Genomic DNA, 23,269 nt, shown 5'->3' with positions numbered 1-23,269 from the left:
CTCGATCGGCGGCCAACCCAGAACAACAAGTCAAGAACAGGAGCGGTCAAAATGCTTCACGGCGACATTTCCAGCAGCAACGACACCGTCGGCGTCGCAGTGGTGAACTACAAGATGCCTCGCCTGCACACCAAGGCTGAGGTGCTCGACAACGCCCGCAAGATCGCCGACATGGTGGTGGGCATGAAGGTCGGCCTGCCCGGCATGGACCTCGTGATCTTCCCCGAATACTCCACTCAGGGGATCATGTACGATTCCAAGGAGATGTATGAGACCGCCTCGGCGGTGCCCGGTGAAGAGACCGCGATCTTCGCCGAGGCCTGCCGCAAGGCGAAAGTGTGGGGCGTGTTCTCGCTGACCGGCGAGCGCCACGAGGAGCACCCGCACAAGGCGCCCTACAACACCTTGATCCTGATGAACGACAAGGGCGAGATCGTCCAGAAGTACCGCAAGATCATGCCCTGGGTGCCGATCGAGGGCTGGTATCCCGGCAATTGCACCTATGTCTCCGACGGCCCGAAGGGCCTCAAGGTCAGCCTGATCATCTGCGACGACGGCAACTATCCGGAGATCTGGCGTGACTGCGCCATGAAGGGCGCCGAGCTGATCGTGCGTTGCCAGGGCTACATGTATCCGGCCAAGGAGCAGCAGGTCCTGATTTCCAAGGCCATGGCATGGGCCAACAATGTCTATGTCGCGGTCGCCAATGCCGCCGGCTTCGACGGCGTCTATTCCTACTTCGGTCACTCCGCGATCATAGGTTTCGACGGCCGCACACTCGGCGAGTGCGGCGAAGAGGATTACGGCATCCAGTACGCCCAGCTGTCGAAGCATCTAATCCGCGACGCGCGCCGCAATGGCCAGTCGCAGAACCACCTCTACAAGCTGGTCCACCGCGGTTACACCGGCATGATCAATTCCGGCGAAAGCTCGCGCGGCGTCGCGGCGTGCCCGTACGATTTCTACAAGAACTGGATCAAGGATCCCGAAGGCACGCGCGACATGGTCGAGGCGATGACTCGCTCGACGCCGGGGACCGACGAGTGCCCGATCGAGGGCATCCCCAATGAGGCAGCGTCCAGCAACTACTGAGCTGTCGCGGATGTCGCAGGGTGGGCAAAGCGTTCGCGTGCCCGCCCCTCATCGCGACCCCCCGGACAGGGGCGCCAAGCGTGTTCGCGGCGCAGCGCCAAGCCCCGACTGGCGGGGCAGTTCTACTGTGCATGGGGTTGTTTTCGACGTTTTTGGGGGGAGGGGCGGATCAGCTCGCTACGCCTACCGCTTCTTCTGCTCGGGCTTGCGCGGTGGCCGCGGCGGCACGGGCGTGCCGGCCATCTTGTTGGCGGTCTCGCTGACGTCGAGCAGCGAGCGACGAATGTCCTCGATGTAGCTCGCCGACTTCTTCCTCATGGTGTCGGTCAGCTCGCGCAGCCCCTGCACCGTCTCGAACAGCTCGTCGGCCCTGCCATCGACGAAGCCCGGCACTACGCCCTCGATCTTCGTGACCGCCTTGTCGAAGCCTGCGAAGGCGCTGTCGACCTTGGCCATGACGGAATCGATTTCGCCGCCCTTGCTCCTGAGGTCGGCACTGGAGTTCTCGAATGTGCGGAGCCCCTCCTTGATCGCAGGGGCGTTGCTCACGATCGTGCGCTCGACACTGTGCAAGGTGTCGACGATGGATTCGACGTCGCTGAGATCGGCGGTGAGCACGGGAATGCCGTCCGAATCAAGCGGCACTGGCGGTGCGGAAGGCGCTCCGCCGATCAGGGAGACCGCGGCGACGCCGGTGAGACCCTGGAACTCGATTCCCGCCACGGTGTCCTTGCGGATCGGCGCGGAGTTGTCGAGCATCACCAGCGCCACGACCTTGCGGGGATTGTCCAGCTTGATCGACAGGATCTGGCCCGCGAGCACACCGTCGAAATTGACCGGGCCGCCACGGCGCAGGCCGCTGGCGGAACCGCCTTCGAACACCACGCGCAGCTGGCTGCGACTCTGGATGGTGCGCCATTTCTGTACGCCGAGCAGGCCGCCGAACGCCACGGCGATCGCCGCCAGCGTCGCCGTCCCGATCACCAGATTGCTCGCGCGTGCCATGCGGGTGCGATTTTACGACCAAAGCGGGGAAGTTGGAAGGAGTCCGAACGACCGCAATGCTAACGCGGGCGGGTTAACGACTTGACCGCCGTAGCTCGAAGAGCGAAGGCGGAAGTGTAACCCGCCACTGCTCTCCGCCGTGCAAAATGGCGCGCTAGTACCCACTTTTCTTGGAACGTGAGTCGTGATTCAAGGTCGGGATGATACCCGAAGCAAGAGAAGTCCACCTTTCGAGGAAAGATCGCAAGGTGCTTGAGGCGTGCTGTCGCTCACCGGTGACGTTGCAGCGCGATTTGAAGCGGGCGCGGATAGTTCTGTTGGCGGCGGATGGGCGCAGCACCCGGTCGATCGCCAAGGAAGTTGGGGTCCAGCCGCGGATTGTCAGCCTTTGGCGGCATCGCTATGCCGACCATGGCCTTGAAGGGCTGCAAGACAAGCCGCGGCCTGGCAAGCAGCCGATCTATACGAAGACGACCGACAAGCGGATTCTGAAGCTGCTGGATAAGCCGCCACCGCAAGGGTTTGCGCGCTGGACCGGCCCCCTGCTGGCCGAGGCGCTGGGCGATGTCGATGTCCAATATGTCTGGCGGTTCCTGCGCAGCCACAAGATTGACCTGGTGGCTCGCAAGTCCTGGTGCGAGAGCAACGACCCGAACTTTACGGCCAAAGCCGCCGATGTTGTCGGCCTCTATGTCGCGCCGCCGGCGAAGGCCATTGTGCTGTGCGTGGACGAGAAGCCCTCGATCCAGGCTTTGGAGCGAGCGCAGGGTTATCTGAAGTTGCCCAATGGCCGCGCCTTGACCGGCCAAAGCCACGATTACAAGCGGCATGGCACCACAACATTGTTTGCGGCGCTCGAAGTCGCCACCGGAAAGATCATCGCGACCCATTCAAAACGCCGGCGCCGCGTCGAGTTTCTCGATTTCATGAACAGCGTCACCGCGGCTTTTCCGAACCGCAAGCTTCACGTCATCCTCGACAACCTCAACACCCATAAAAAGAACGAGGACTGGCTCAAGGCCCACCCCAACGTGCAATTTCATTTCACGCCGACAAGTGCGTCATGGCTCAATCAGGTCGAAGTATGGTTTTCCATCTTGCAGGGGCAGTCGCTCAGCGGCACCTCCTTCACGAGCCTCAAGCAGCTTCAGGAACACATCGATGCCTACGTCAACGCATACAACGACAGAGCCGAGCCCTTCGTCTGGACCAAGAAAAAGGTCCGTCAACGCCGTTTCAAAGGCCGCCGTATCACTCAGCTCTGATTCCGGGTACTAGTCCGCCCAACGCGACATCAATGCCCGGCCGCGCGCTTTGCCGCGGCATTGTTCAGCACGATCAGGGCATCGACGGCGACACCCGTCCTGGTGTTGATCAGGAACGGATTGATGTCGATCGAGGCGATCCGGTCGCCGGCATCCGCGATCAGGTTGGACAGGCCGACCAGCGCCTTCACCGCGGAAGCCTCGTGCAAGGCCGCCTTGCCGCGATAGCCGCGCATCTTGATGCCGGCCTTGGTGCGGCCGATCAGGAGCCGCGCCTCGGTCCCGTCGAGCGGCGCGCCGGCGAGCGCGACGTCCTTCATCAGCTCGATGTCGATGCCGCCGGTGCCGAACAGCACGACCGGGCCCATCTCGGCGTCGAGCGAGGCGCCGACCACGAGTTCGAGGTCGGCCTTGACCTGCTGCGCGATCAGGATGCCGTCGAGCCTCGGCTTGCCCTTCAGCCGCTTCACCCGCGCGGTGATATCGGCGTTCCTCACCTCGGCCGCATTGCTCAGGTTCAGCACCACGCCGCCGATGTCGGACTTGTGCAGGATCTCGGCGCTGACGACCTTTGCCACGACCGGGAAGCCGATCTGTTTCGCGATCTTCACGGCCTCCGCCGCCGTCTGTGCGGTCGCTTCCTTCGAGGTCGGGATGCCATAGGCCTTCAGGAGCTTCTTCGAGGCGACTTCGTCGAGCGCGGCGCCGTTCGCCGAAGTCAGCGCCTTTTCCAGCACGGCACGCGCGGCGGGTTTCGAGCTCGAGACGATGTCGGGTACTTCCTTGCGTAGCTTCGCATAGGCGAGCAGTGACTTGATCGCGGTCACCGCGCGGTCCATGCCCTGCATGACCGCGAGATGCGGCAGCGATTTGCGCAAGGACTTGGTGAACTCGGTGAAGCCGATCGACATCGCGCTGATGTAGATCACGGGCTTTGAGGCCCGGCTCGCCATCTCGTCGACGATGCGCAGGTTACGCTCGCGCAGCTCGTGCGGCGCCTTCGGCAGCTCGGCATCGATGATGACGATGTCGATTTCGGGGTCGTCGATCATCAGCTTGATCGACTTCATGTAGACGGAGGGATCGACGACCGCGGCAAAGCCGGCGTCAAGCGGATTGCCGACGATCGATCCGGGCCCGAGCATCCTCGCCAGCTCCGAGCTGACATGCGGGCTGAGCGGTGCGAAGTTCAAGCCTTCCGCATAGAAGGCGTCGATCAGCATGCCGCGCTTGCCGCCGGACAGCGTGACCGCGGCGAGCCGGTCCCCGTTGGGTACGGCGGCGTGGACGAAGCATTCGGTGGTCTCGATCAATTCGTCGAGCCCGCCGACCCGGATGACACCTTCACGCGTTGCGATTGCGTCGAACGTCTCGATCGAGCCCGCCAGCGCTCCGGTGTGCGCCATCGCCGCGGCGCGGCCGCCCTCGGATGCGCCGAGCTTGAGCGCGATCACGGGCTTGCTCGCCGCGCGCGCCGCCTTGCAGGCGTCGCGAAAGGCCTTGGTGTTGCGCACGCCCTCGAGGTAGACGACGATCACCTTGACGCTCGGATCCTCCGCGAAATAGCGCATCAGGTCCGGCGTCTCGAGCCCGGCCTCGTTGCCGGTCGTCACCATGTAGCCGACACCGACACCGCGATCCTCCAGCGCCTGGCGGATCGCCATGACGATGGCGCCGGATTGCCCGGCGATCGCCACCGCGCCCTGTTCCATGGTGACGATGCGGTCGTCGATATTGGTGAAGAGCTTTTCGCCGGCGCTTAAGTTGCCGAGGCAATTCGGGCCGGTGACGGCGAGGCCGGTTTCGCGGATGGCCGCTTGCAGTTCGGCGGCGAGCTTCTGGCTCTCGTCATCCTGCAACTCGCTGAAGCCGGAGGTGACGATGGTGGCCGAGCGCGCGCCGGCCGCGGCGGCATCGCGGATCACCTGCACGGCGAAACGCGCCGGCACCAGCACCAGGACATGATCGGGCTTTTCCGGGAGGGCTGCAAAATCCTTGTAGCAGGGCACACCCCAGATCGTCTCGCGCTTGGCGTTGACCGGATAGAGCCCGCCCTCGAAGCCGTATTTGACCAGATTGTTCCAGATGCGCTCGGCATAATTGCCGGGCTTGTCGGTCGCGCCCACCAGCACGATGTTGTGCGGGTGCAGCATGGCATGGATGCCTTTTACGATGTCGCTGGCGTCGGGCGATGGAGACCATGGGCGCGGAGAGGAGAATGCAGCAGATACGCGAGCTTCCATGGCGTGATCTCACCTGTTGTTCTTCTTGGTGGCGCGTCACTATGTTCTATGGCGAGTTCTTCGCAGTAGCAACCACATGGTATGCCGTGTGATGGAATGAGCGATGCATCGCTGCTATTCATTCGCTCCCATCAGGACGCCATGCAGGACATAACGTTCGGGACCGGACGTGACGGCGTCGAACGGCCAGCAGGTGGCGAGCACGAGCTCGGCATCCTGTGTCGCGGGATCGATGCCCGATGCGTCGAAACGGACAACGGCCGAAGAATCCACGCGATAGCGGAAATGCCTGCCGTCGCGGCGGGTGATCTCGATCACGTCTCCGATCGCAACATTCCGTAAGAAGCGGAAATGCGTATCGCGATGGGCGGCATAGACGGCAACGCCGCGTTCTCCGGCATCGGCTGTCCGCTCGATATGGCCGGGTCCGAAAGCGAGCGCCTGGCCGCTCGTGCCGTCCAGAACGATCGCACTAGCGCCGATCCGCTTCACCTCGATCCGGGCGACCGGCCAGGTATCGGCCCATGACCATGGCTTGACCACCTCTCCCGTCGCGACGCTTCTGTCGAACGCGCGTTCCAGCAGCACCTGCGCGAGCCACGCCTTGGCATGGATATAGGCGCCGTCGCCGAACAGGACGGCGCCGATCAGCGCGAGAATCAGGGGAGAGATGAGGCGCGGCATTGAGTATCTCTTGTTCGTCGTTCCGGGGCTCGCGTAGCGAGAACCCGGAACCTCGAGATTCCGGGTTCGGCTCTACGAGCCGCCCCGGAATGACATTCCCCAAAAAGGCGCGCGCGGCCGTTGGGTAGGGGACGGGCAGCCGCGCGCGCTAACAGAGGAGTTCGGGGCGCTCCTCTCTCAAGCGGCGTCAGTGAGCAAGGGCTGACGCCGGTTGAACACGAACAGGATCAGGGCGAGCACGATCAGGACCAGACCTGCGATCATCTTCAGCTCGGCCGAGGTGGCGGTCTTGGGCAGGCGGATCGCGTCGGGTGCGGCGGGGGTCGGCCGCCTTGCCGCCGGCTGGTTGCGCGCATCGGCATGACGCTCGCGCAGCTGCGTCGGCACCTGCTGCGGCCGTTCGCCGAAGATCTTCTCGAAATCCCAGCCGGCCGGCAGGTTGATCGGCAATTCGCTGAGCTTGAGCGGCTCGCCTTCGGGGCGGCTCGGCGTCTTGTCGACTGCGACGAGGCTGGTCAGCCGCGTGACGATCTGATGGTCGAGCGCCAGCGCCAGGATCGCCTTGTCGGCCTCTTCCGGCGTCATCTCGCGCATTGTGCGCGCCACTTCGGCGTCGCCGATCTTGCGCCTGGCCCGGAGTTTTGACAGGCCCTTGCCTTCGGCGGCATTCTGCAACGGCAGCGTTACCGACCACGGACGGTCGCCGACGCGACCCTTGATCTCGAGCGAGCCTGCGAGCTTGTCGAGCCTGGCCGCCAGCACCAGGGGCTCGTCGCGATAGACGTCCGGAATGATCGCCGGGGTGACGTCGGCCGTGGCTTCGGAGAACTTTGCGCTGAGGCCGGTCACCGCCGGATTTTCCAGCTTCGCGAACAGGCCGCGCATGCGCTCCTCGACCTGCTCGACAGAGCCGATATGGGTGAAGGCGCCGCGGCCGAGCTCGGAAGCGCGCGTCATCAGATAGGTGTTTGGCGCGGACCCGATGCCGACCATGAATACGCGCGAGCGGCCGCGCATCGCCGTGATCGTCTCGAACAATTGCTGCTCGTTGCCGATCGCGCCGTCGGTCAGGAACACGACCTGGCGAACCATGCCGGTGTCACCGATCTTGTCGGTCAGCGCGGCGCGCATCGCCGGCACCATCTCGGTGCCGCCGCGCGCCTGCAAGGCGCTGACAAACGAGGTCGCTTCGCCGACATGGGCGGCATCCGCCGGCACGGAGGCCGGAAACAGCACGTCCATGGTATCGTCGAAGCGGATGACGTTGAAGCGGTCGGCCGGCTGGAGGCGGCCGAGGGCGTAGAGCAGGCTCGCCTTGGCCTGGACGATCGAGGTGCCGCCCATCGAGCCCGAATTGTCGATCACGAACACGACCTCGCGCGGCAGCGGCTTCTGCGTTGCCTGCTCGGCGCTCGGCGGCGTGACGAAGGCGAGCAGGTAATCGGCATCGCCGACATGCTCGCGGAACAGGCCGACCGACGGTGCTTTCTGAGCCGCCGGCTTCCACGTCAGTTCGAAATCGCGGTCGGCGGGCACCGCGCCGTCGGCGAGCGTGACGATGCGCGTCGCGTTGTCCGGGCTCTCGATCTTGACGCTATGATGGTGGCTCTTGACCTCGCCGAGCGCAAAGCCGGCCTTCAGACGCACTGTGATGCTGGTCGGGTTAGCGGGCGCATTCCTGGCGGGATCCAGCACTGTCGGGGAAATACGCTCGCGGTCGGGCACGGGATCGGACGTGGCGGCGCCCCAGCCGGAGCCGTCGTTGCGGAAGTCGACACTCTGTACAATCGGCGCCGGATTGTAGCGCGGGGCGACCACCAGCGGCACGCGGAGCGAATATTCATTGCCGGATTGATGCACCGGCTCCTGATATTCGATCTGCACCAGCACGGTTTCGCCGGGACCGATATTCGCAACCGAGTTGGTGAAGATGTTGGGCCGCTCCTGCTCGGTGAGCGCGGCCTTCTGGCCGGCGCTGCGCGCCTGTTCGTAGATCACGCGCGCCTGTTGCCGCTCCTTGATGTCGCCGACGATGACGCGGTCGCCGACCACCATCTTCAGCGTGTCGACGGCGCCATTGGTCGCGAGCGGATAGACATAGGTGGCCTCGACCCAGTCCTTGGTCGGATTGCGGAACGCCTGGGTGACGCGGGTGCGCAGCGTCGGGCCCGATACCGTGATGTCGATATCGATGCCGAGGCGGATCGCTTCGGTGGTGGCGCCATCTTCCTTCAGGAGGAGGGTGCCGGACCTGGCATCGCCGGGCTGGAGCAGGCTGGCCTGTTCGGTCGTTGCTGACCAGCTCGTCCCGAAGCTCACCAGCAGGGCCACGAAGGCGACCAGCATCACTGCGATGCCCTGCGCGAGAAGAAACAATCCGAGCTTGATCAGCCGGCTCAGCATGGGATGTTCGTCGCTGTCGGCTGTGTCGTAGGTATTCATTTGGCCTGCTCCCGAAGGATGTTTGCAGGCTCAGCATCCGCCGGGAGGGCCTGATTTCGCGAGCAGAATGATCGGCAATGTTCCGCCGCGGCCGGCCCGGGCGGGCGGCGGACGGGTGGCCATGTGCGGTTTTGTGCTGGTTTGTCCGCCCTGCTAGAATGGTGCTCCCAAGGCAGGGGTGACGATGCAGACGCAGGGCGACAAGCAGCTTTCGGACGAGCAGAGCCGCGAGATCGCGGAGACCATTCGCGAGGAGCTCGCCAGGCGCCGGATCTCCCGGCAGGCGCTGGCCGAGCAGGCCAAGCTCAGCCTGTCGACGCTGGAGAAGGTGCTCGGCGGCCGCCGGCCGTTCACGCTGGCGACGACGGTTCGGCTGGAGCAGGCGCTAGGCGTGTCCTTGCGCAAGAGCGTCGTCGTCGTGACGCCTGCGGCCGCGAACGATGTCGCGCCCGACAGCCTCGGCTCCTATGCGCATCGCGCGGTGACCTGGCTCGAGGACGTCTACATCACGCTGCGGCCGTCGTTTGGCGACAAGGACGCGATCTTCGCCTACCGCACCGAAATCTTGTGGGAGCCGAAGGTCTCGTCGCTGGTCTTCCGCGAGGGCGATCGGACCGATGCCGCCTATGAGCACACCGGCGAGGTCGCCGTGCCGCATCAGTCCGGCTTCATCTATCTCGTCATCATCAAGCACGGCCAGCATCGCGTGATCACGGTGTCGCGGCCGACGGTCGCCGGCGAGATGTACGGCATCATCTCGACGCTCCGCGCCGGTCCCGGCTCGCAGCTGACGCCGATTGCAGCACCGATCGCCTACGTGCCGCTCAGGAACGTTCCGACGCCGTCCTTGGGACGGGTCGCGTCCGGCGACGCCAACTATGAGCTGTACCGAAAACACCTGCGTCGCACGGTGGAAGAGCCGTTCGCGCTGTTCTTGCCGGCATAGGTTAACCCTGGAGATCCGCGGACAAGGAGATGGCGGCCTCGCGGCCGCCATCTCCCATGCACGGAGAGTTCGCCGAGACCTAGCCGCTCGGCTCCGCGCTGATGATGGGGCCGAACAGTTCCCACTGGCCGTTCTTGAACCGCCACATCTTGAGCTGTTCGATCGGCGCGAAGTCGGTGGGCGAGGTGTTGATCTTGATCCCCGGGATCAGCGTATCGGGGGCGAAGTCCTTCAGGCTGGCGGCCTGCTTCATCACGTTCTCGCGGGTGAGATTGTCGCCCGCCTGCTTCAGCACCTGCACCATCGTCTGGGCCGCGGCATAGCCGTAGACCAGATTGGCGTCCGAGATGTTTGCGCCGGGCATGTATTTGTCGATGAAGGCCATGAACTTCTTCATGCCCTCGTCGTCCTTCCATTGCGGATCCGACGCGTCCTTCAGATAACCGGCCGATAACACGCCCTCGGAGGCTTCGAGGCCGGCGGGCTTCATCACCGCGCCGATGGACACCGAGACATCCGTCATCAGGTGCATCGGCTTCCATTCCAGCTCCGCGATCTTCTTGATGGCTTGCGCCGCGAATTTCGGGGTCGAGATGTTCACGAAGACGTCCGCGCCGGCGCCCTTGAGCTTGACGATGTGCGAGTCGATCGATGGCTCCGACGTCTCGTAGCTCTCTTCGGCCACGATCAGCTTCGATGCCTTGTCGCCGAACACGTCCTTGATGCCGGCGACGTAGTCCTTGCCGAAATCGTCGTTGGCATAGAAGATCGCGACCTTCGCGTCCGGCTTCTCCTTCAGGATGTACTTGGCGAAGATCCGCGCCTCGACCCGGTAGCTCGGCTGGAAGCCCATGGTCCACGGGAAATTTTGCGGGTCGTTCCACTTGCTGGCACCGGTGGCGAGGAAGAGCTGCGGGATCTTCTTGGCGTTGTGATATTTCTGCACGGCGGTCTGGGTCGGCGTGCCCAGCGCGTTGAACACCAGGAACACTTCGTCGCTCTCGATCAGCTTGCGGACCTGCTCCACGGTCTTGGGCGGCGAGTAGCCGTCATCATAGGAGATCCAGTTGATCTTGCGGCCGTTGATGCCGCCCTGGTCGTTGATCATCTTGAAATAGGCTTCCTCGGTCTTGCCGATGACGCCGTAAGCGGAGGCGGGGCCGGAATAGGCCTCGACATTGCCGATCTTGATCTCGGTGTCGGAGGCGCCGGTATCGTACCTCTTCTGTGCGTAAGCCCCTTGAACCGAGAGCAATGTCAGGGCCGTCGCCGCCGCGAGCAGGACGCGTTTCTTGTTTTTCATGGCAATTCCTTGGGTTTCTTGTGGGTCGGAGCAGGCACTACAAAAGGAAAAAGCGCCCGCGAGAGGGGCGCTTTGGTCAGGCGTTGGCGACTTTCTTGTCGACTTCGGAGGCCGCCGAGAATTCCTTGCGCAAGGTCGGCTTGTGGATCTTGCCGGTGGCGTTGCGCGGCAGCGCATCGACGAAGCGAATTTGGCGTGGGCATTTGAAGCGCGCGAGATTGGCCGCGCAATGTGCGAAGACGTCGGTTTCCGTCAGCCTTTGTCCTGGCTTGACCGCGACGATGGCAAGGCCCACCTCGCCCCATTGCGGATCGGGAATGCCGATGACGGCGGCTTCGGCGATGGCGCCAAGCTGGTGCAGGACGTTCTCGACCTCGGCCGGATAGACGTTCTCGCCGCCGGAGATGTACATGTCCTTCCAGCGGTCGACGATGTAGTAGAAGCCTTCCTCGTCGATTCGCGTCGCATCGCCGGTGTGGAGCCAGCCGTCGGTGAAGGAGGATTTGTTCGCCTCCGGCCTGTTCCAGTAGCCGGGCGTGATGTTTGGTCCCTTCACCCAGAGCTCGCCAAGCTCGCCGACATCGGCGTCGCTGCCGTCTGGTCGCACGATGCGGACTTCCGTGTGCAGCACCGGCTTGCCGGCGGAGCCGGCCTTGCGCGCCGCATCCTCGCGGTCGAGCACCAGCACGGCCGGCGAGGTCTCGGTCATGCCATAGCCCTGCTGGAGTGCGACGCCGCGCGCCTCCCAGACCTTCAGCAGCGGCACCGGCATTGGCGCGCCGCCGACACCGCCGACGATCAGCCGGGTAAGGTCGGTCGTTGCGAAGGCGCGATGCTGCGCCATGAACTGGTAGATCGCGGGGACGCCGAAGAACACGTTGATGCCCTGCGCGGGATCGTTGATCAGGCCGAGCGCCGTGCCGGGATCGAAGGCCCGCATGATCATCACGGTGCCGCCAGCATGCAGCACCGGATTGGTGTAGCAATTCAGCCCGCCGGTATGGAACAGCGGCAGCACGGTGAGCAGCACCGAGGACGGTCCGATGCAGGCGGGACCGCCGAGATTGACGCAATTCCAGAACGTCATGCCGTGGGTGATGGTCGCGCCCTTCGGATGACCCGTGGTGCCGGACGTGTACATGATGGTCGAGACGTCATCGAGTGTGACCTCCTCGATCCGGTCGAGCGGCTTTGCGGCGGCGATGCCGGCCTCGTAGGCCCCGCCGGGGCCGAGCAGCAGGCTGGTCGCTACACCGCAGAGCTTGGCGACGCTCAGCGCCGTCTCGGCGAGGTCGGTATCATGGATCATCACCTTCGGCGCGCAATCAGCGGTGATGAACTGGAGCTCGGGAACGGTGAGGCGGGTGTTCAGCGGCACGAAGATCGCACCTAACCGCCCGCAGGCAAACTGCACCTCCAACGTATCGGTCGTGTTCAGCGCCAGCACCGCGACGCGGTCGCCGCGCGAGACCTTCAGCGTGTGACACAGGAACGAGGCGAGACGCGAGACCCTCGCATCCAGCTGCGAATAGGTGAAGCGGCGCTCGCTCGCGAGGTCGATGACCGCGACCTTGCCAGGCGTGCGGCGGCCATGATGGGCGATCCAGTCGTAGTAACGAACGGCCAAAAAACCCTCCCTCGGCGGTCTTGTACCGCCTGTATCCCTATTGCCGTGCACCATGCCCGGCGTGGCCCTGGGGCCAGCCGGAGTTTGTGCGACACGTCTTTTTTGATTTGGAGTTGGCGCGCGAGGGGCGAAAATCGTCTTGCGTTGAGTTGCTAGGTGATGGCCTGCTGAATGGCCTTACCGGGTCAGCCACTCCGCGCAAGTGAGCTGCCCAGGTTCCAGCCATGGTGGATGAGACGAATCCGTCCGCGAGGCGAGAGTGCGATGAAGAACCCGTTCTATACCGCCGAGCACGATGCCTTCCGCGACGTGATGCGCCGCTTTGTCGAGAAGGAGATCTCGCCCTTCGCCCATGAATGGGACGAGGCCGGCGAATTTCCCCGCGCACTCTATCGCAAGGCGGCGGAGATCGGCCTGTTGGGGCTCGGATTCCCCGAGGAATACGGCGGGATTGCCGCCGACCAGTTCATGAAGATCGTGGCGAGCCAGGAGCTGGCGCAGGCCGGCGCCGGCGGCGTCAGCGCCAGCCTGATGAGCCACACCATCGGCTCGCCGCCGATCGCGCGTGCGGCGCGGCCGGAGGTGAAGGCGCGCGTGCTGCCGCAGGTGCTGGCAGGCGAGAAGATCTCCGCGCTCGCGATCACCGAGCCGGGCGGCGGCTCGGACGTTGCAAACCTTCGCACGCGGGCGCGGCGGGACGGCGATCACTACGTCGTGAGCGGCGAGAAGACCTTCATCACCTCGGGCATGCGCGCCGATTATCTGACCGTCGCCGTGCGTACGGGCGGCGAGGGCGCCGGCGGCGTCAGCCTGCTCCTGATCGCGGGCGACACGCCCGGCCTGTCCAGGACAAAACTGAAGAAGATGGGCTGGTGGGCCTCCGACACCGCGACGCTGCATTTCGACGACTGCCGCGTGCCGGCCGAAAATCTGATCGGCGAGGAGGGCCAGGGCTTCAAGATCATCATGCAGAATTTCAACAGCGAGCGCATGGGTATGGCGGCGGGCTGCACCGCCTTCGCACGCGTCTGCCTCGACGAGGCGATTGCCTACGCCAAGGAACGCAAGACCTTCGGCAAGCCGCTCGCCCAGCATCAGGTCATCAGGCACAAGATCGTCGACATGGCGCAGAAAGTCGCGGCCTCGCAGGCGATGCTGGAGATGCTGGCCTGGCGCCTGGAGCAGGGCGAAAGTCCGGTCGCCGAAATCTGCATGATGAAGAACCAGGCAACGCAGACCATGGCGTTCTGCGCCTCGGAAGCGGTGCAGATCTTCGGCGGCGCCGGCTTCATGCGCGGCATCAAGGCCGAGCGCATCTACCGCGAGGTCAAGGTCAACGCCATCGGCGGCGGTACCGAGGAGATCATGAAGGATCTGGCGTCGCGGCAGATGGGGCTGTGACCTTCGCCGTCATTCCGGGGCGGCGCGAAGCGTCGAACCCGGAATCTCGATATTGTAGGACTCATCTCTGGATTCCGGGTTCGCGCTACGCGCGCCCCGGAATGACGGGAAGGAGCATTAATGTCCATTCTCGAAAATACCATTTCCCCCGGCAGCGCGGCCTACCACGCCAACCGCGACGGCATGCTGGGTCTGATCGACCGCATGCGCGCGCTGGAAGAGCGCACGCGTGCCGCATCGGCCGCGGCAAAGGACCGCTTTCACAAGCGCGGTCAGCTGCTGCCGCGCGAGCGCGTCGCGCTGGTGCTCGATCCCGGCGCGCCCTTCATCGAGCTGTCGACGCTCGCCGGCTACATGTTCGACGTGCCCGATCCGAACAAGAGCGTGCCGGGCGGCGGCGTCATCGCCGGCATCGGCTTCGTCTCGGGCATCCGCTGCATGGTCAGCGCCAGCGATTCCGGCATCGACGCCGGCGCGCTGCAGCCGTTCGGCCTCGACAAGACGCTGCGGGTGCAGGAGCTCGCGCTGGAGAACAAGCTGCCCTACGTGCAGCTGGTCGAAAGCGCCGGCGCCAATCTCTTGCGCTACCGCGTCGAGGATTTTGTTCGCGGCGGCAACATCTTTCGCAACCTGGCGCGGCTCTCGGCGGCGGGCCTGCCGGTCGTGACCGTAACGCACGGCTCATCGACCGCGGGCGGCGCTTATCAAACGGGCCTGTCCGACTACATCGTCATGGTGCGCGGCCGCACCCGCGCCTTCCTCGCAGGTCCGCCACTGCTGAAAGCCGCAACCGGCGAGATCGCGACCGAGGAAGAGCTTGGCGGCGCCGAGATGCACACCCAGGTCTCCGGCCTCGGCGACTATCTCGCTGAGGACGATCGCGACGCGCTGCGCATCGCGCGCGAGATCATGGCTGCGCTGGAATGGGAGCGGCCGGACGGAGCTGCTCCGCAATTCAAGCCGCCGCGCTACGACCAGGACGAGCTGCTCGGTATCATGCCGATGGACCACAAGCGCCCCGTGGACATGAAGCAGGTGATTGCCCGCATCATCGATGATTCCGACTTCACCGAGATGGCGCCGAATTACGGCCCGGCCACTGTCTGCGGTCATGCCCGCATCGAGGGCCAGGCCATCGGCATCATCACCAACAACGGCCCGCTCGATCCTGCCGGCGCCAACAAGGCAACGCATTTCATCCAGGCTTGCTGTCAGACCCGCACGCCGCTGCTCTATCTCAACAACACCACCGGCTACATGGTCGGCAAGGCCTATGAGGAAGCCGGCATGATCAAGCACGGCTCCAAGATGATCCAGGCGGTGACGTCGGCGACGGTGCCGCAGATCACCATCTATTGCGGCGCCTCGTTCGGCGCCGGCAATTACGGCATGTGCGGGCGCGGCTTCCATCCGCGCTTCTGCTTCTCCTGGCCGAACGCCAAGACGGCGGTGATGGGCGGCGAGCAGGCGGCCGAGACCATGGCCATCGTGACGGAAGCCGCCGCCGTGCGGCGCGGCAAGCCGATCGAGAAGGACAAGCTCAATGCGATGAAGGCGCAGATCGTCGGCGTGTTCGACGGCCAGATGGACGTGTTCTCGACCAGCGCGCGCGTGCTCGACGACGGCGTGATCGATCCGCGCGACACCCGGGCGGTCCTCTCCGAAGTGCTCGCGATCTGCCGCGAAGGCGACGCACGCACGCCCCAGCGCATGCAGTTTTCGGTGGCCCGGCCATGAGGAACGGATCAGTGCAGCACCGGCCGTTCTTCAAGGTCCTGATCGCCAACCGCGGCGAGATCGCGTTGCGGGTGATGCGCAGCGCGCGCAAGCTTGGCCTCGGCGTCGTCGCGGTCTATTCCGACGCGGATCGCGATGCGCTCCATGTGCGGCAGGCCGATCAGGCCGTGCGCATCGGCGAGGCGCTGCCGGCGCAATCCTATCTCAACATCCCCGCGATCATTGCCGCGGCGAAAGCCAGCGGCGCGGATGCCGTCCATCCCGGCTACGGTTTCCTCGCCGAGAACGAGGACTTTGCGCAGGCCTGCAAGGACGCCGGTCTCGTCTTCATCGGCCCATCGCCACAGGCGATCGAGGCGATGGGCAACAAGGCCGGCGCCAAGGAGATCATGCGGAAGGCCGGTGTGCCCTGCGTGCCCGGCTATCAGGGCCTTGAGCAAGGCGACGAGGTCATGCTCGCGGAGGCCAGGAAGATCGGCTTTCCCGTGATGATCAAGGCGGTGGCCGGCGGTGGTGGCCGCGGCATGCGGCTTGTGACCGATGCTGCATCCTTCCCTGACGCGCTACGCAGCGCGCGGTCGGAGGCGAAAGCCGCGTTCGGCGATGCCACGGTCATTCTCGAACGCGCGATCCAGAACCCACGCCATATCGAAATCCAGGTGTTCGGTGACAGCCACGGCAACGCCATTCATCTCGGCGAGCGTGACTGCTCCGTGCAGCGGCGGCACCAGAAGCTGATCGAGGAAGCGCCGTCGCCGGCCGTCACGCCGGAGCTGCGTGCGAGAATGGGCGATGTCGCCGTCGCCGCGGTGAAGGCGCTGCGTTACGAGGGCGCCGGCACGCTGGAATTCCTGCTCGATGCGGGCGGGGAGTTCTACTTCATGGAGATGAACACCCGTCTTCAGGTCGAGCATCCCGTGACCGAGGCGATCACGGGGCTAGCCCGATCTATTCACGAGAGCACGGTCGTTCTTGACGTCTGACGGGGGCTGGCGGCTGGCGTGGGTGACCGTCCGGCCTTTTCTCACCGGGTTCTACATCAAGCTGTTTTGTAGGCGATGGAGGAGTGGGGCGGGTGAGCGGGCGCAGGCCCGGTCGGTTACGGACCGAGCGGGAGCAGCGCGCCGGGCAAGCCGCGGATCAGGTCGGCTTCGGGACATGCCGCGGCAAACGCAAGGCGAATGCGGCTCGTGGTCTCGACCACACGGGCAGCGAGTTTCAAGAGACGAAGACGCAGCGTCGCGAACTCGGCAGTGGCCAATTCCCGGGCTTTGGGAATGGCGTCGCGCACGGTCAGCATCAGCCAATAAGCGGCCGTATGGAGCACGAGACGGACCTGGTTGGCGAGCGCCGAACGGCAGCTGGTGCGGTCGGAGGCGAGCTGTGTCTTATGCAGCTTGATCAGATTCTCTGCTTGGCCGCGCGCGCAATACAGGCTGTCGTAGATCCACTCGGCCGAGCCGACATCGAGGCTGGTGACGACGAAACGGATGTCGAGGCCGAGCATCGTCGCCTCAATACGGGCGACGGTGCGCCGTTCGCGATCCCAGGACTTTGCCTTGTGGCGGGTCTCGGTATAGCCACGCAGAACCGGCAGGTTCTCGATGGCGCGTCGGGTGCGGATGTCGTCGGCGACCTCGTCGACTTTTCTGGCGAGAGGCTTGGTGCCGGACAGACCGAAGATGTAGTCGATGCCGTTGGTCTCGCACCACGCCATGGCCTCCGGCCGGGCATAGTGCCCGTCGCCACGGAACGTAATTCGCGTGTTGTGCCATCGCGTGCGGATATGCCGTACCAGGCGGCGCAGATGGGCACGCACCTCGACGCCGCCCGGCGTCTTGCCGGGCCGCAGCACGACGGCCACGGGCCGGCTCTTCTCCGTGTCGTAGACGTGGATCGGCAGAAAGCAGCGTTCGTCATAATGAGCGTTGAACAGCGAGAGCTGCTGATGGCCGTGGACGACGTCGCAGGTATCATCGATGTCGAGCGTGACGGATGCCGGCTCGTGGGGGTAGCTATCCATCCATGCGTCGACCAAAATGTAGGTCAGTCGGATCACGTCGCGCAGGCGCGGAGCATTCTCCAGCCGCGACAGCGTCGGCTGGGAACACAGATCCCGGCCCGTGTCCGGTAGGCGACCGCAGGCCAGCTTGAATGCCGGATCGGACCGCAGATGATCGAGGTCGTCGGCGTCCTCGTAGCCGCAGCAGATCGCGAACATGCGCGCGCGGAACATATCGACCAGGCTGTGCACGACCCGCGTCGGATCGCGCCGATCCGGGAACACCCGGGCCAGATTGTCGGCCAAGCCGAGACGCCGCTCGGCCATCGCCAGAAGCATCACGCCCCCGTTCGAGGTTAGGCGCCCACCATCGAAGGCAGCTGTGACTTTCTTGGCGTGAATGGCTGGAAACGAGAAGGGCGGAATCGTATCGTCGGTCATGGCGGGCGTGGCGTTCGCGGTTGGAGGTGATGGGGTTGGCTTCACAACCGAATCCTACGCCGTATCAGCGCTTTACACCACGCTCGCCAGCCTCTCGGGCGCCTCTTACGAATAAGACAGGCTAGATCTCGTCGAGCTGCAGCTGCGCGTCGCGCGCGGCGAGCAATTGCCGGTAAAGCAGCAGGACATCCGCTTCGCAGGTCACGCCATCGAGGTGCGGCTCTGCTCGGAAGATGCCGCGCAGGATTTCATGCCGCAGTCCGGCCGCATGGCGCGCTGGCAAGCGCCGGATGGCATCCGCGTCGAGCACGCGCTGCAATCGGGCTCGGAGATCCCGCCGTTCTACGATTCCATGATCGCCAAGGTGATTAGCCATGGCGCGACACGCGAGGAGGCGAGGGGGCGGCTGATCGTCGGCCTGGAGCAGCTCACCGCCTTCGGCGTGACCACCAACCAGGCCTTCCTGATGTCCTGCCTGCGTCATCCCGGCTTTGCCAGGGGCGAGGCGACGACGGCGTTCATCGGCGCGCATCGCGACGAGCTGCTGGCTCCCCCGGCGGACGCGGCGTTCGGCACGGCGCTGGCAGGCCTGCTGCTCTACGTCACAAATCCGCGCGCGCCGTCATGGCGGGGCGGCCGGAGCCTGTCGGCAACGTTTCCGCTTCCTGCGAAAATCGAGATCGCCTGCCAGGCGCGCGAACTCGAAGTTACGCGAGAGCGGGATGGTGGGTACACCGTCGCCACCGACGGCCGGCAGGACAAGTTCGAAATTGATCAGCTCGATCCTGACGCGATCCGCTTCCGTCACGACGGCATGATGGACAGCGCCAAATTCCTGCGCGATGGCGATCGGCTCTATCTCCAGCATCGCGGCTTTCCGCTCGCGGTGACCGACTTCACTCTCGCTGCGCCAAAGGCGGCGGCAACCAACGGCGGCGACGGAAAAGTCCGCGCCGCCATGAACGGCCGTGTCGTCGCCGTCCTGGTCAAGCCGGGCGACCGCGTCGCCGCCGGCCAGCCGGTGCTGACGCTGGAAGCGATGAAAATGGAGCACGTCCACAAGGCCGGCATCGACGGCGTGGTCGCCGCGATCGACGTCACCGAGGGTGAGCAGGTCACGACGGGCAGGATCGTCGCGGAGATCGGAGCGGGCTAGCGCGGCAAATTCGATTGCGAGCGCAGCGAAGCAATCCAGAATCTTTCCGCGGCGGCAGTCTGGATTGCTTCGCTGCGCTCGCAATGACGACGGAGATGCTGCCCCGAACTCAACTCGCTGTGGGTTGCTGGCCTCCGTCTCGTATGGAATCATAAATAATTTCAAAGAGATGTTAGAAATTTGCATCGATCGCGCGATTCAGATTGAACAATGTTCATTAGTGGATTACCAACGCTGAACATTGTTCAAATACGGAGCTCCCATGTTGTGCGCACATGACCACGCTCAAAAGCCCAATGTCACGTTCCCCTCAACGCCCCGTCGGTGCGCCGCACCTACAGTTCGCGAAAAATACCTGATCGGCGCGCTCTTCGTTCTGGCCCTGGCGGCGCTGCTGGCGCCGACTCTGCCCCCCGGCGCGTGGCACATCCCGCATTTCGTCGACGCCCGCTCCTGGCTCGGCGTGCCCAACGCCGGCGACGTACTGAGCAATCTCGCCTTCCTCGCGATGGGCGTCTGGGGCTCGGAGCGGCTGCGCGCCCGCCATGATGCACCCGTGGGAGCAAGCTGGTTTTTTGTGGGACTGATCCTCACTTGCTTAGGCTCGGGCTTCTATCATCTGGACCCCGACATGCCGCAACGGCTCGTGGCTGATCGTCTCGGCATGGCGGTGGCGTTCGCAGGATTCCTGGGCATCGCGGCCAGCGAGCGCATCAGCGTGCGCGCAGGCGAGGCGGTGCTGGTGCTGATGATGGTTGCGGGCCTGCTCGCGGCCTGGGTGGCACGCGAGAACCTCACGCCATGGGTGGTCGTGCAGTTCGGCGGCATGGCGTTGGCCGTGGGACTGGCGCTGACACGGCCCCGGCCTGGTGCGCTTGGCGTGCCGCTCGGCGGCGTGATTTTCTTTTATGTGCTGGCCAAGCTTTTCGAGCTCGGCGACGAGGCCGTTTTCGAAGCGACAGGGCACATCGTCTCGGGCCACACACTCAAGCATCTGGCTGCTGCGCTGGCGGCGTGGCCGGTGATCCGGGCGTTGGCGCCTGTTGCTATTGGCTCCGCCCAGTCCCGTCATTGAGCAAACACGCCACCTGGTGCCCGTCGCCCGCATCTAATAGCGCCGGCCGCTCCGTCCTGCACCGGTCCATCGCGAACCGGCAGCGCGTGTGAAACGCGCAGCCGGATGGCGGATTGACCGGGCTCGGCACGTCGCCGTCGACCAGCGGCGCGAGCTTCTTCGCGAGCGGGTTGGCGATCGGCACCGAGGCGAGCAGGGCCTGCGTGTAGGGATGGCGGGGGTTCCTGAACAGCTCGTCCTTGGCGGCGATCTCGACGATGCGGCCGAGATACATCACCGCGACGCGGTGGCTGATATGGGCGACCACGGCGAGGTCGTGCGCGATGAAGAGATAGGAGAAGCCGTGCTGGCGTTGCAGGTCGATCAGCAGATTGATCACCTGCGCCTGGATCGAGACGTCGAGCGCGGAGACCGGCTCGTCGCAGACGATCAGGCGCGGCCCCAGCGCGAGCGCCCGTGCGATGCAGATGCGCTGGCGCTGGCCGCCGGAGAATTGATGCGGAAAGTTGCGCATCTGGTCGGGCCGCAGGCCGACCTGCTCGAACAGCTTTGCAGTCCGCGCTTCCAGCTCCTTGCCGCTCGCGAGCCCGTGCACGGCCAGCGGCTCTCCGACAATGTCGCCCGCGGTCATGCGCGGATTGAGCGAAGCAAAGGGGTCCTGGAACACGATCTGCATCGAGCGACGGTGCGGGCGCAGCGCCGCCCTGGAAAGATGCGTGATGTCCTCGCCCTCGAGACGGATCTGGCCCGAGGTCGGTTCGACCAGCCGCAGCACGCTGCGCGCCACCGTCGACTTGCCGCAGCCGGACTCGCCGACCAGCCCCAATGTTTCGCCGACACCAACCGTGAACGAGACGCCGTCCACCGCGTGCACGGTGCCGACCTGCCGGCGCAACACGCCGGCGCGCACCGGGTAGTGCTTCCTAAGGTCGGTGACCTCGAGCAGCGCTTCGGTCATGCGACCTCCGCCGCGCGCCAGCAGGCGGCGAGATGGCCGCCGCCCCAATCCTGCAATGGCGGGTACTCCTCGCAGCGCTTGATCGCGAGCTTGCAGCGCGGCGCAAAAGCGCAGCCTGACGGCAGCCGCACCAGCGACGGCACGGTGCCGGGAATTTCGTTGAGCCGCGCCTGCGTCGCGGCGCCGGACGCCGGCACCGACGGAATCGAGGCCATCAGCCCGCGCGTATAGGGGTGTCTGGGATCGGCGAACAACGCCTCGACGCTGGCTTCCTCGACCTTCCTGCCCGCATACATCACGATCACGCGCTGCGCGGTCTGCGCGACGACGCCGAGATCATGCGTGATGAGAACGAGCCCGGTGCCGAGCTCCTTCTGGAGGTCGAGGATCAGCGCCAGGATCTGCGCCTGGATGGTGACATCCAGCGCAGTGGTCGGCTCGTCCGCGATCAGCAGCGCCGGCCGGCAGGCCAGCGCCATCGCGATCATCGCGCGCTGACGCATGCCGCCCGACAACTGGTGCGGATATTCCCGCGCGCGCCGTGCCGGCTCTGGAATCCGTACCAGCCGCAGCATCTCGACTGCGATGTTCCGGGCTTCTTTGGCCGACGTCACCCGGTGCAGCCGCACGGCCTCGACGATCTGGTCGCCGATCCGCATGACGGGATTGAGCGACGTCATCGGCTCCTGGAAGATCATGGAGATGCGGTTGCCCCTGACGGCGCGCATCTCCGCTTCGTCCAGCGTCAACAAATCGGTGCCTTCGAGCGAGACCGACCCGCCGACGATGCGGCCGGGCGGATCGGGCACCAGCCGCACCAGCGACAGCGCGGTGACGCTCTTGCCGCAGCCGGACTCGCCGACGATCGCCAGCGTCTCGCCGCGCCTGACGGTGAAGGAAACATCATCGACGGCCTTGAAGAGACCGGAGTTCGTGAAGAACACCGTCTTCAGGTTCTTCACTTCGAGCACGAGATCGGATTTATCAGCCATCAGCCGCGCTGCCGGGGATCGAGGATGTCACGCAGGGCGTCGCCGAACAGGTTGGCGCCGAACACGGCGAGGCTGATCGCGATCCCCGGGAAGATCACCAGCCACGGCGCGGTGCGGGCATATTCGGCGGCGGATTCCGACAGCATGCGGCCCCAGGACGGATAAGGCTCGGGAATGCCGAGGCCGAGGAAGGAGAGCGAGGCTTCGGTCAGGATCGTCGAGCCGAGCTGGGCGGTCGCCAGCACGATCAGCGGCGCCAGCGTGTTTGGCAGCACGTGGCGGAGCGCGATGCGCACCTCGCTCATGCCGATCGACTTGGCAGCTTCGATAAAGGGCAGCTCGCGCAGCGCCAGCGTGTTGGCGCGGACGACACGCGACACGGTCGGGATCAGCGGAATGGCAATGGCGATGATGACGTTCGGCAAGGACGGACCGAGTGCGGCGGTCATGATCAACGCCAGGACCAGCAATGGAAGCGCCTGGAGGACGTCGGAGACACGCTGGAACACCAGATCGACCCAGCCGGAGAGATAACCGGACGTCAGCCCGACGATCACGCCGATCGTGCCGCCGAGCGCGGTCGAGCCGATCCCGACCGCCAGCGAGATCCGCGAGCCATGAATGATGCGGCTGAAGACGTCGCGGCCGAAGGAATCCGTCCCCATCCAGTGCGCCAGGCTCGGGCGTGCCAGCGCACGGGCGGCATCGATCGTCAGGGGGTCATAGCGTGCAATGAAATCGGCAAAGATTGCGGTCAGCACGAACGCCGTCATGATGACGAGCCCCGCAGCGCCGAGCACATGCCGCTGCGCTAGAAACAGCACACGCCGCCAGCCCCCGGTCGCATGCATGCCGGCGCGCCTGAGTTCGAGATCATAGTCGATCGTGGCCAATCGGCTC

Annotated in this window: 16 protein-coding genes and 2 pseudogenes; 8 read left to right on the top strand and 10 right to left on the bottom strand. The window is 65.0% G+C overall.

The features are described 5' to 3' along the window. The first annotated feature begins 51 nt into the window (after nt 1-51). Complete coding sequence (locus ACFLEY_RS45630; protein WP_060909465.1) at nt 52-1,092, top strand: aliphatic amidase; 1,041 nt, start codon at nt 52-54, stop codon at nt 1,090-1,092. A gap of 183 nt (nt 1,093-1,275) precedes the next feature. On the opposite strand, the gene ACFLEY_RS45625 is transcribed toward ACFLEY_RS45630, so the two are convergent. Further along, complete coding sequence (locus ACFLEY_RS45625; protein WP_060909464.1) at nt 1,276-2,097, bottom strand: MlaD family protein; 822 nt, start codon at nt 2,095-2,097, stop codon at nt 1,276-1,278. A gap of 200 nt (nt 2,098-2,297) precedes the next feature. Between ACFLEY_RS45625 and ACFLEY_RS45620 the strand changes: the two genes are divergently transcribed. Next, complete coding sequence (locus ACFLEY_RS45620) at nt 2,298-3,362, top strand: IS630-like element ISRj1 family transposase (RefSeq protein WP_026192128.1); 1,065 nt, start codon at nt 2,298-2,300, stop codon at nt 3,360-3,362. Between the two features lie 29 nt (nt 3,363-3,391). Here the strand turns inward: ACFLEY_RS45620 and ACFLEY_RS45615 are convergent, their stop codons facing one another. The 3 genes from ACFLEY_RS45615 to ACFLEY_RS45605 form a co-directional block, all read right to left on the bottom strand. Beyond that, the gene (locus ACFLEY_RS45615; protein ID WP_060909463.1) at nt 3,392-5,605 is read right to left on the bottom strand and encodes an acetate--CoA ligase family protein; all 2,214 of its coding nucleotides are present in this window, start codon (nt 5,603-5,605) and stop codon (nt 3,392-3,394) included. 114 nt (nt 5,606-5,719) lie between these two features. Next, nucleotides 5,720-6,289, bottom strand: coding sequence for a class GN sortase (locus ACFLEY_RS45610; RefSeq protein ID WP_060909462.1), 570 nt, complete (start codon nt 6,287-6,289; stop codon nt 5,720-5,722). A 177-nt stretch (nt 6,290-6,466) separates the two neighbouring features. After that, nucleotides 6,467-8,731, bottom strand: coding sequence for a marine proteobacterial sortase target protein (locus ACFLEY_RS45605; RefSeq protein WP_211434337.1), 2,265 nt, complete (start codon nt 8,729-8,731; stop codon nt 6,467-6,469). A 184-nt stretch (nt 8,732-8,915) separates the two neighbouring features. On the opposite strand from ACFLEY_RS45605, the gene ACFLEY_RS45600 reads away from it, so the two are divergent. Then, entirely contained in the window at nt 8,916-9,677 is a 762-nt protein-coding gene (locus ACFLEY_RS45600) for a helix-turn-helix transcriptional regulator (protein ID WP_060909461.1), read from the top strand. 79 nt (nt 9,678-9,756) lie between these two features. Here the strand turns inward: ACFLEY_RS45600 and ACFLEY_RS45595 are convergent, their stop codons facing one another. Both ACFLEY_RS45595 and ACFLEY_RS45590 read right to left on the bottom strand, forming a co-directional pair. After that, on the bottom strand, nt 9,757-10,980 hold the full coding sequence (locus ACFLEY_RS45595) for an ABC transporter substrate-binding protein (RefSeq protein ID WP_060909460.1): 1,224 nt from the start codon (nt 10,978-10,980) through the stop codon (nt 9,757-9,759). Nucleotides 10,981-11,056: 76 nt separating this feature from the next. Further along, complete coding sequence (locus ACFLEY_RS45590; RefSeq protein WP_060909459.1) at nt 11,057-12,607, bottom strand: long-chain fatty acid--CoA ligase; 1,551 nt, start codon at nt 12,605-12,607, stop codon at nt 11,057-11,059. 264 nt (nt 12,608-12,871) lie between these two features. Between ACFLEY_RS45590 and ACFLEY_RS45585 the strand changes: the two genes are divergently transcribed. The 3 genes and pseudogenes from ACFLEY_RS45585 to ACFLEY_RS45575 form a co-directional block, all read left to right on the top strand. Beyond that, the gene (locus ACFLEY_RS45585) at nt 12,872-14,008 is read left to right on the top strand and encodes an acyl-CoA dehydrogenase family protein (protein ID WP_060909458.1); all 1,137 of its coding nucleotides are present in this window, start codon (nt 12,872-12,874) and stop codon (nt 14,006-14,008) included. 120 nt (nt 14,009-14,128) lie between these two features. After that, on the top strand, nt 14,129-15,745 hold the full coding sequence (locus tag ACFLEY_RS45580; protein WP_211434338.1) for an acyl-CoA carboxylase subunit beta: 1,617 nt from the start codon (nt 14,129-14,131) through the stop codon (nt 15,743-15,745). Further along, nucleotides 15,742-16,686: pseudogene (locus ACFLEY_RS45575) on the top strand (acetyl/propionyl/methylcrotonyl-CoA carboxylase subunit alpha); the annotation flags it as partial. The gene ACFLEY_RS45580 and the pseudogene ACFLEY_RS45575, both read left to right, overlap by 4 nt. A gap of 158 nt (nt 16,687-16,844) precedes the next feature. Here the strand turns inward: ACFLEY_RS45575 and ACFLEY_RS45570 are convergent. Next, the gene (locus ACFLEY_RS45570) at nt 16,845-18,188 is read right to left on the bottom strand and encodes an IS1380-like element ISBdi2 family transposase (protein ID WP_039183842.1); all 1,344 of its coding nucleotides are present in this window, start codon (nt 18,186-18,188) and stop codon (nt 16,845-16,847) included. Nucleotides 18,189-18,309: 121 nt separating this feature from the next. Here ACFLEY_RS45570 and ACFLEY_RS45565 point away from each other — a divergent pair. After that, nucleotides 18,310-19,344 (top strand): annotated as a pseudogene (locus ACFLEY_RS45565) (biotin/lipoyl-containing protein); the annotation flags it as partial. 262 nt (nt 19,345-19,606) lie between these two features. After that, the gene (locus ACFLEY_RS45560; protein WP_060909456.1) at nt 19,607-20,419 is read left to right on the top strand and encodes a hypothetical protein; all 813 of its coding nucleotides are present in this window, start codon (nt 19,607-19,609) and stop codon (nt 20,417-20,419) included. Here ACFLEY_RS45560 and ACFLEY_RS45555 read toward each other — a convergent pair. From ACFLEY_RS45555 to ACFLEY_RS45545, 3 genes are read right to left on the bottom strand one after another with little or no spacing between them, the layout of a single operon-like run. Continuing rightward, entirely contained in the window at nt 20,391-21,377 is a 987-nt protein-coding gene (locus ACFLEY_RS45555; protein ID WP_060912782.1) for an ABC transporter ATP-binding protein, read from the bottom strand. The two genes, ACFLEY_RS45560 and ACFLEY_RS45555, sit on opposite strands and share 29 nt — an antisense overlap. Continuing rightward, a complete protein-coding gene (locus ACFLEY_RS45550; protein ID WP_211433533.1) occupies nt 21,374-22,369 on the bottom strand; it encodes an ABC transporter ATP-binding protein in 996 nt (331 codons plus the stop codon). The genes ACFLEY_RS45555 and ACFLEY_RS45550 overlap by 4 nt, the downstream gene beginning before the upstream one ends. Next, the gene (locus ACFLEY_RS45545; RefSeq protein ID WP_028172662.1) at nt 22,369-23,262 is read right to left on the bottom strand and encodes an ABC transporter permease; all 894 of its coding nucleotides are present in this window, start codon (nt 23,260-23,262) and stop codon (nt 22,369-22,371) included. Before ACFLEY_RS45545 ends, ACFLEY_RS45550 begins: the two co-directional genes overlap by 1 nt. Nucleotides 23,263-23,269 lie beyond the last annotated feature (7 nt).

Origin of the sequence: Bradyrhizobium sp. YCK136, assembly GCF_044570075.1 — a bacterium.
Taxonomy (GTDB): domain Bacteria; phylum Pseudomonadota; class Alphaproteobacteria; order Rhizobiales; family Xanthobacteraceae; genus Bradyrhizobium; species Bradyrhizobium diazoefficiens.
This window is presented reverse-complemented; position numbering and strand designations above follow the sequence as displayed.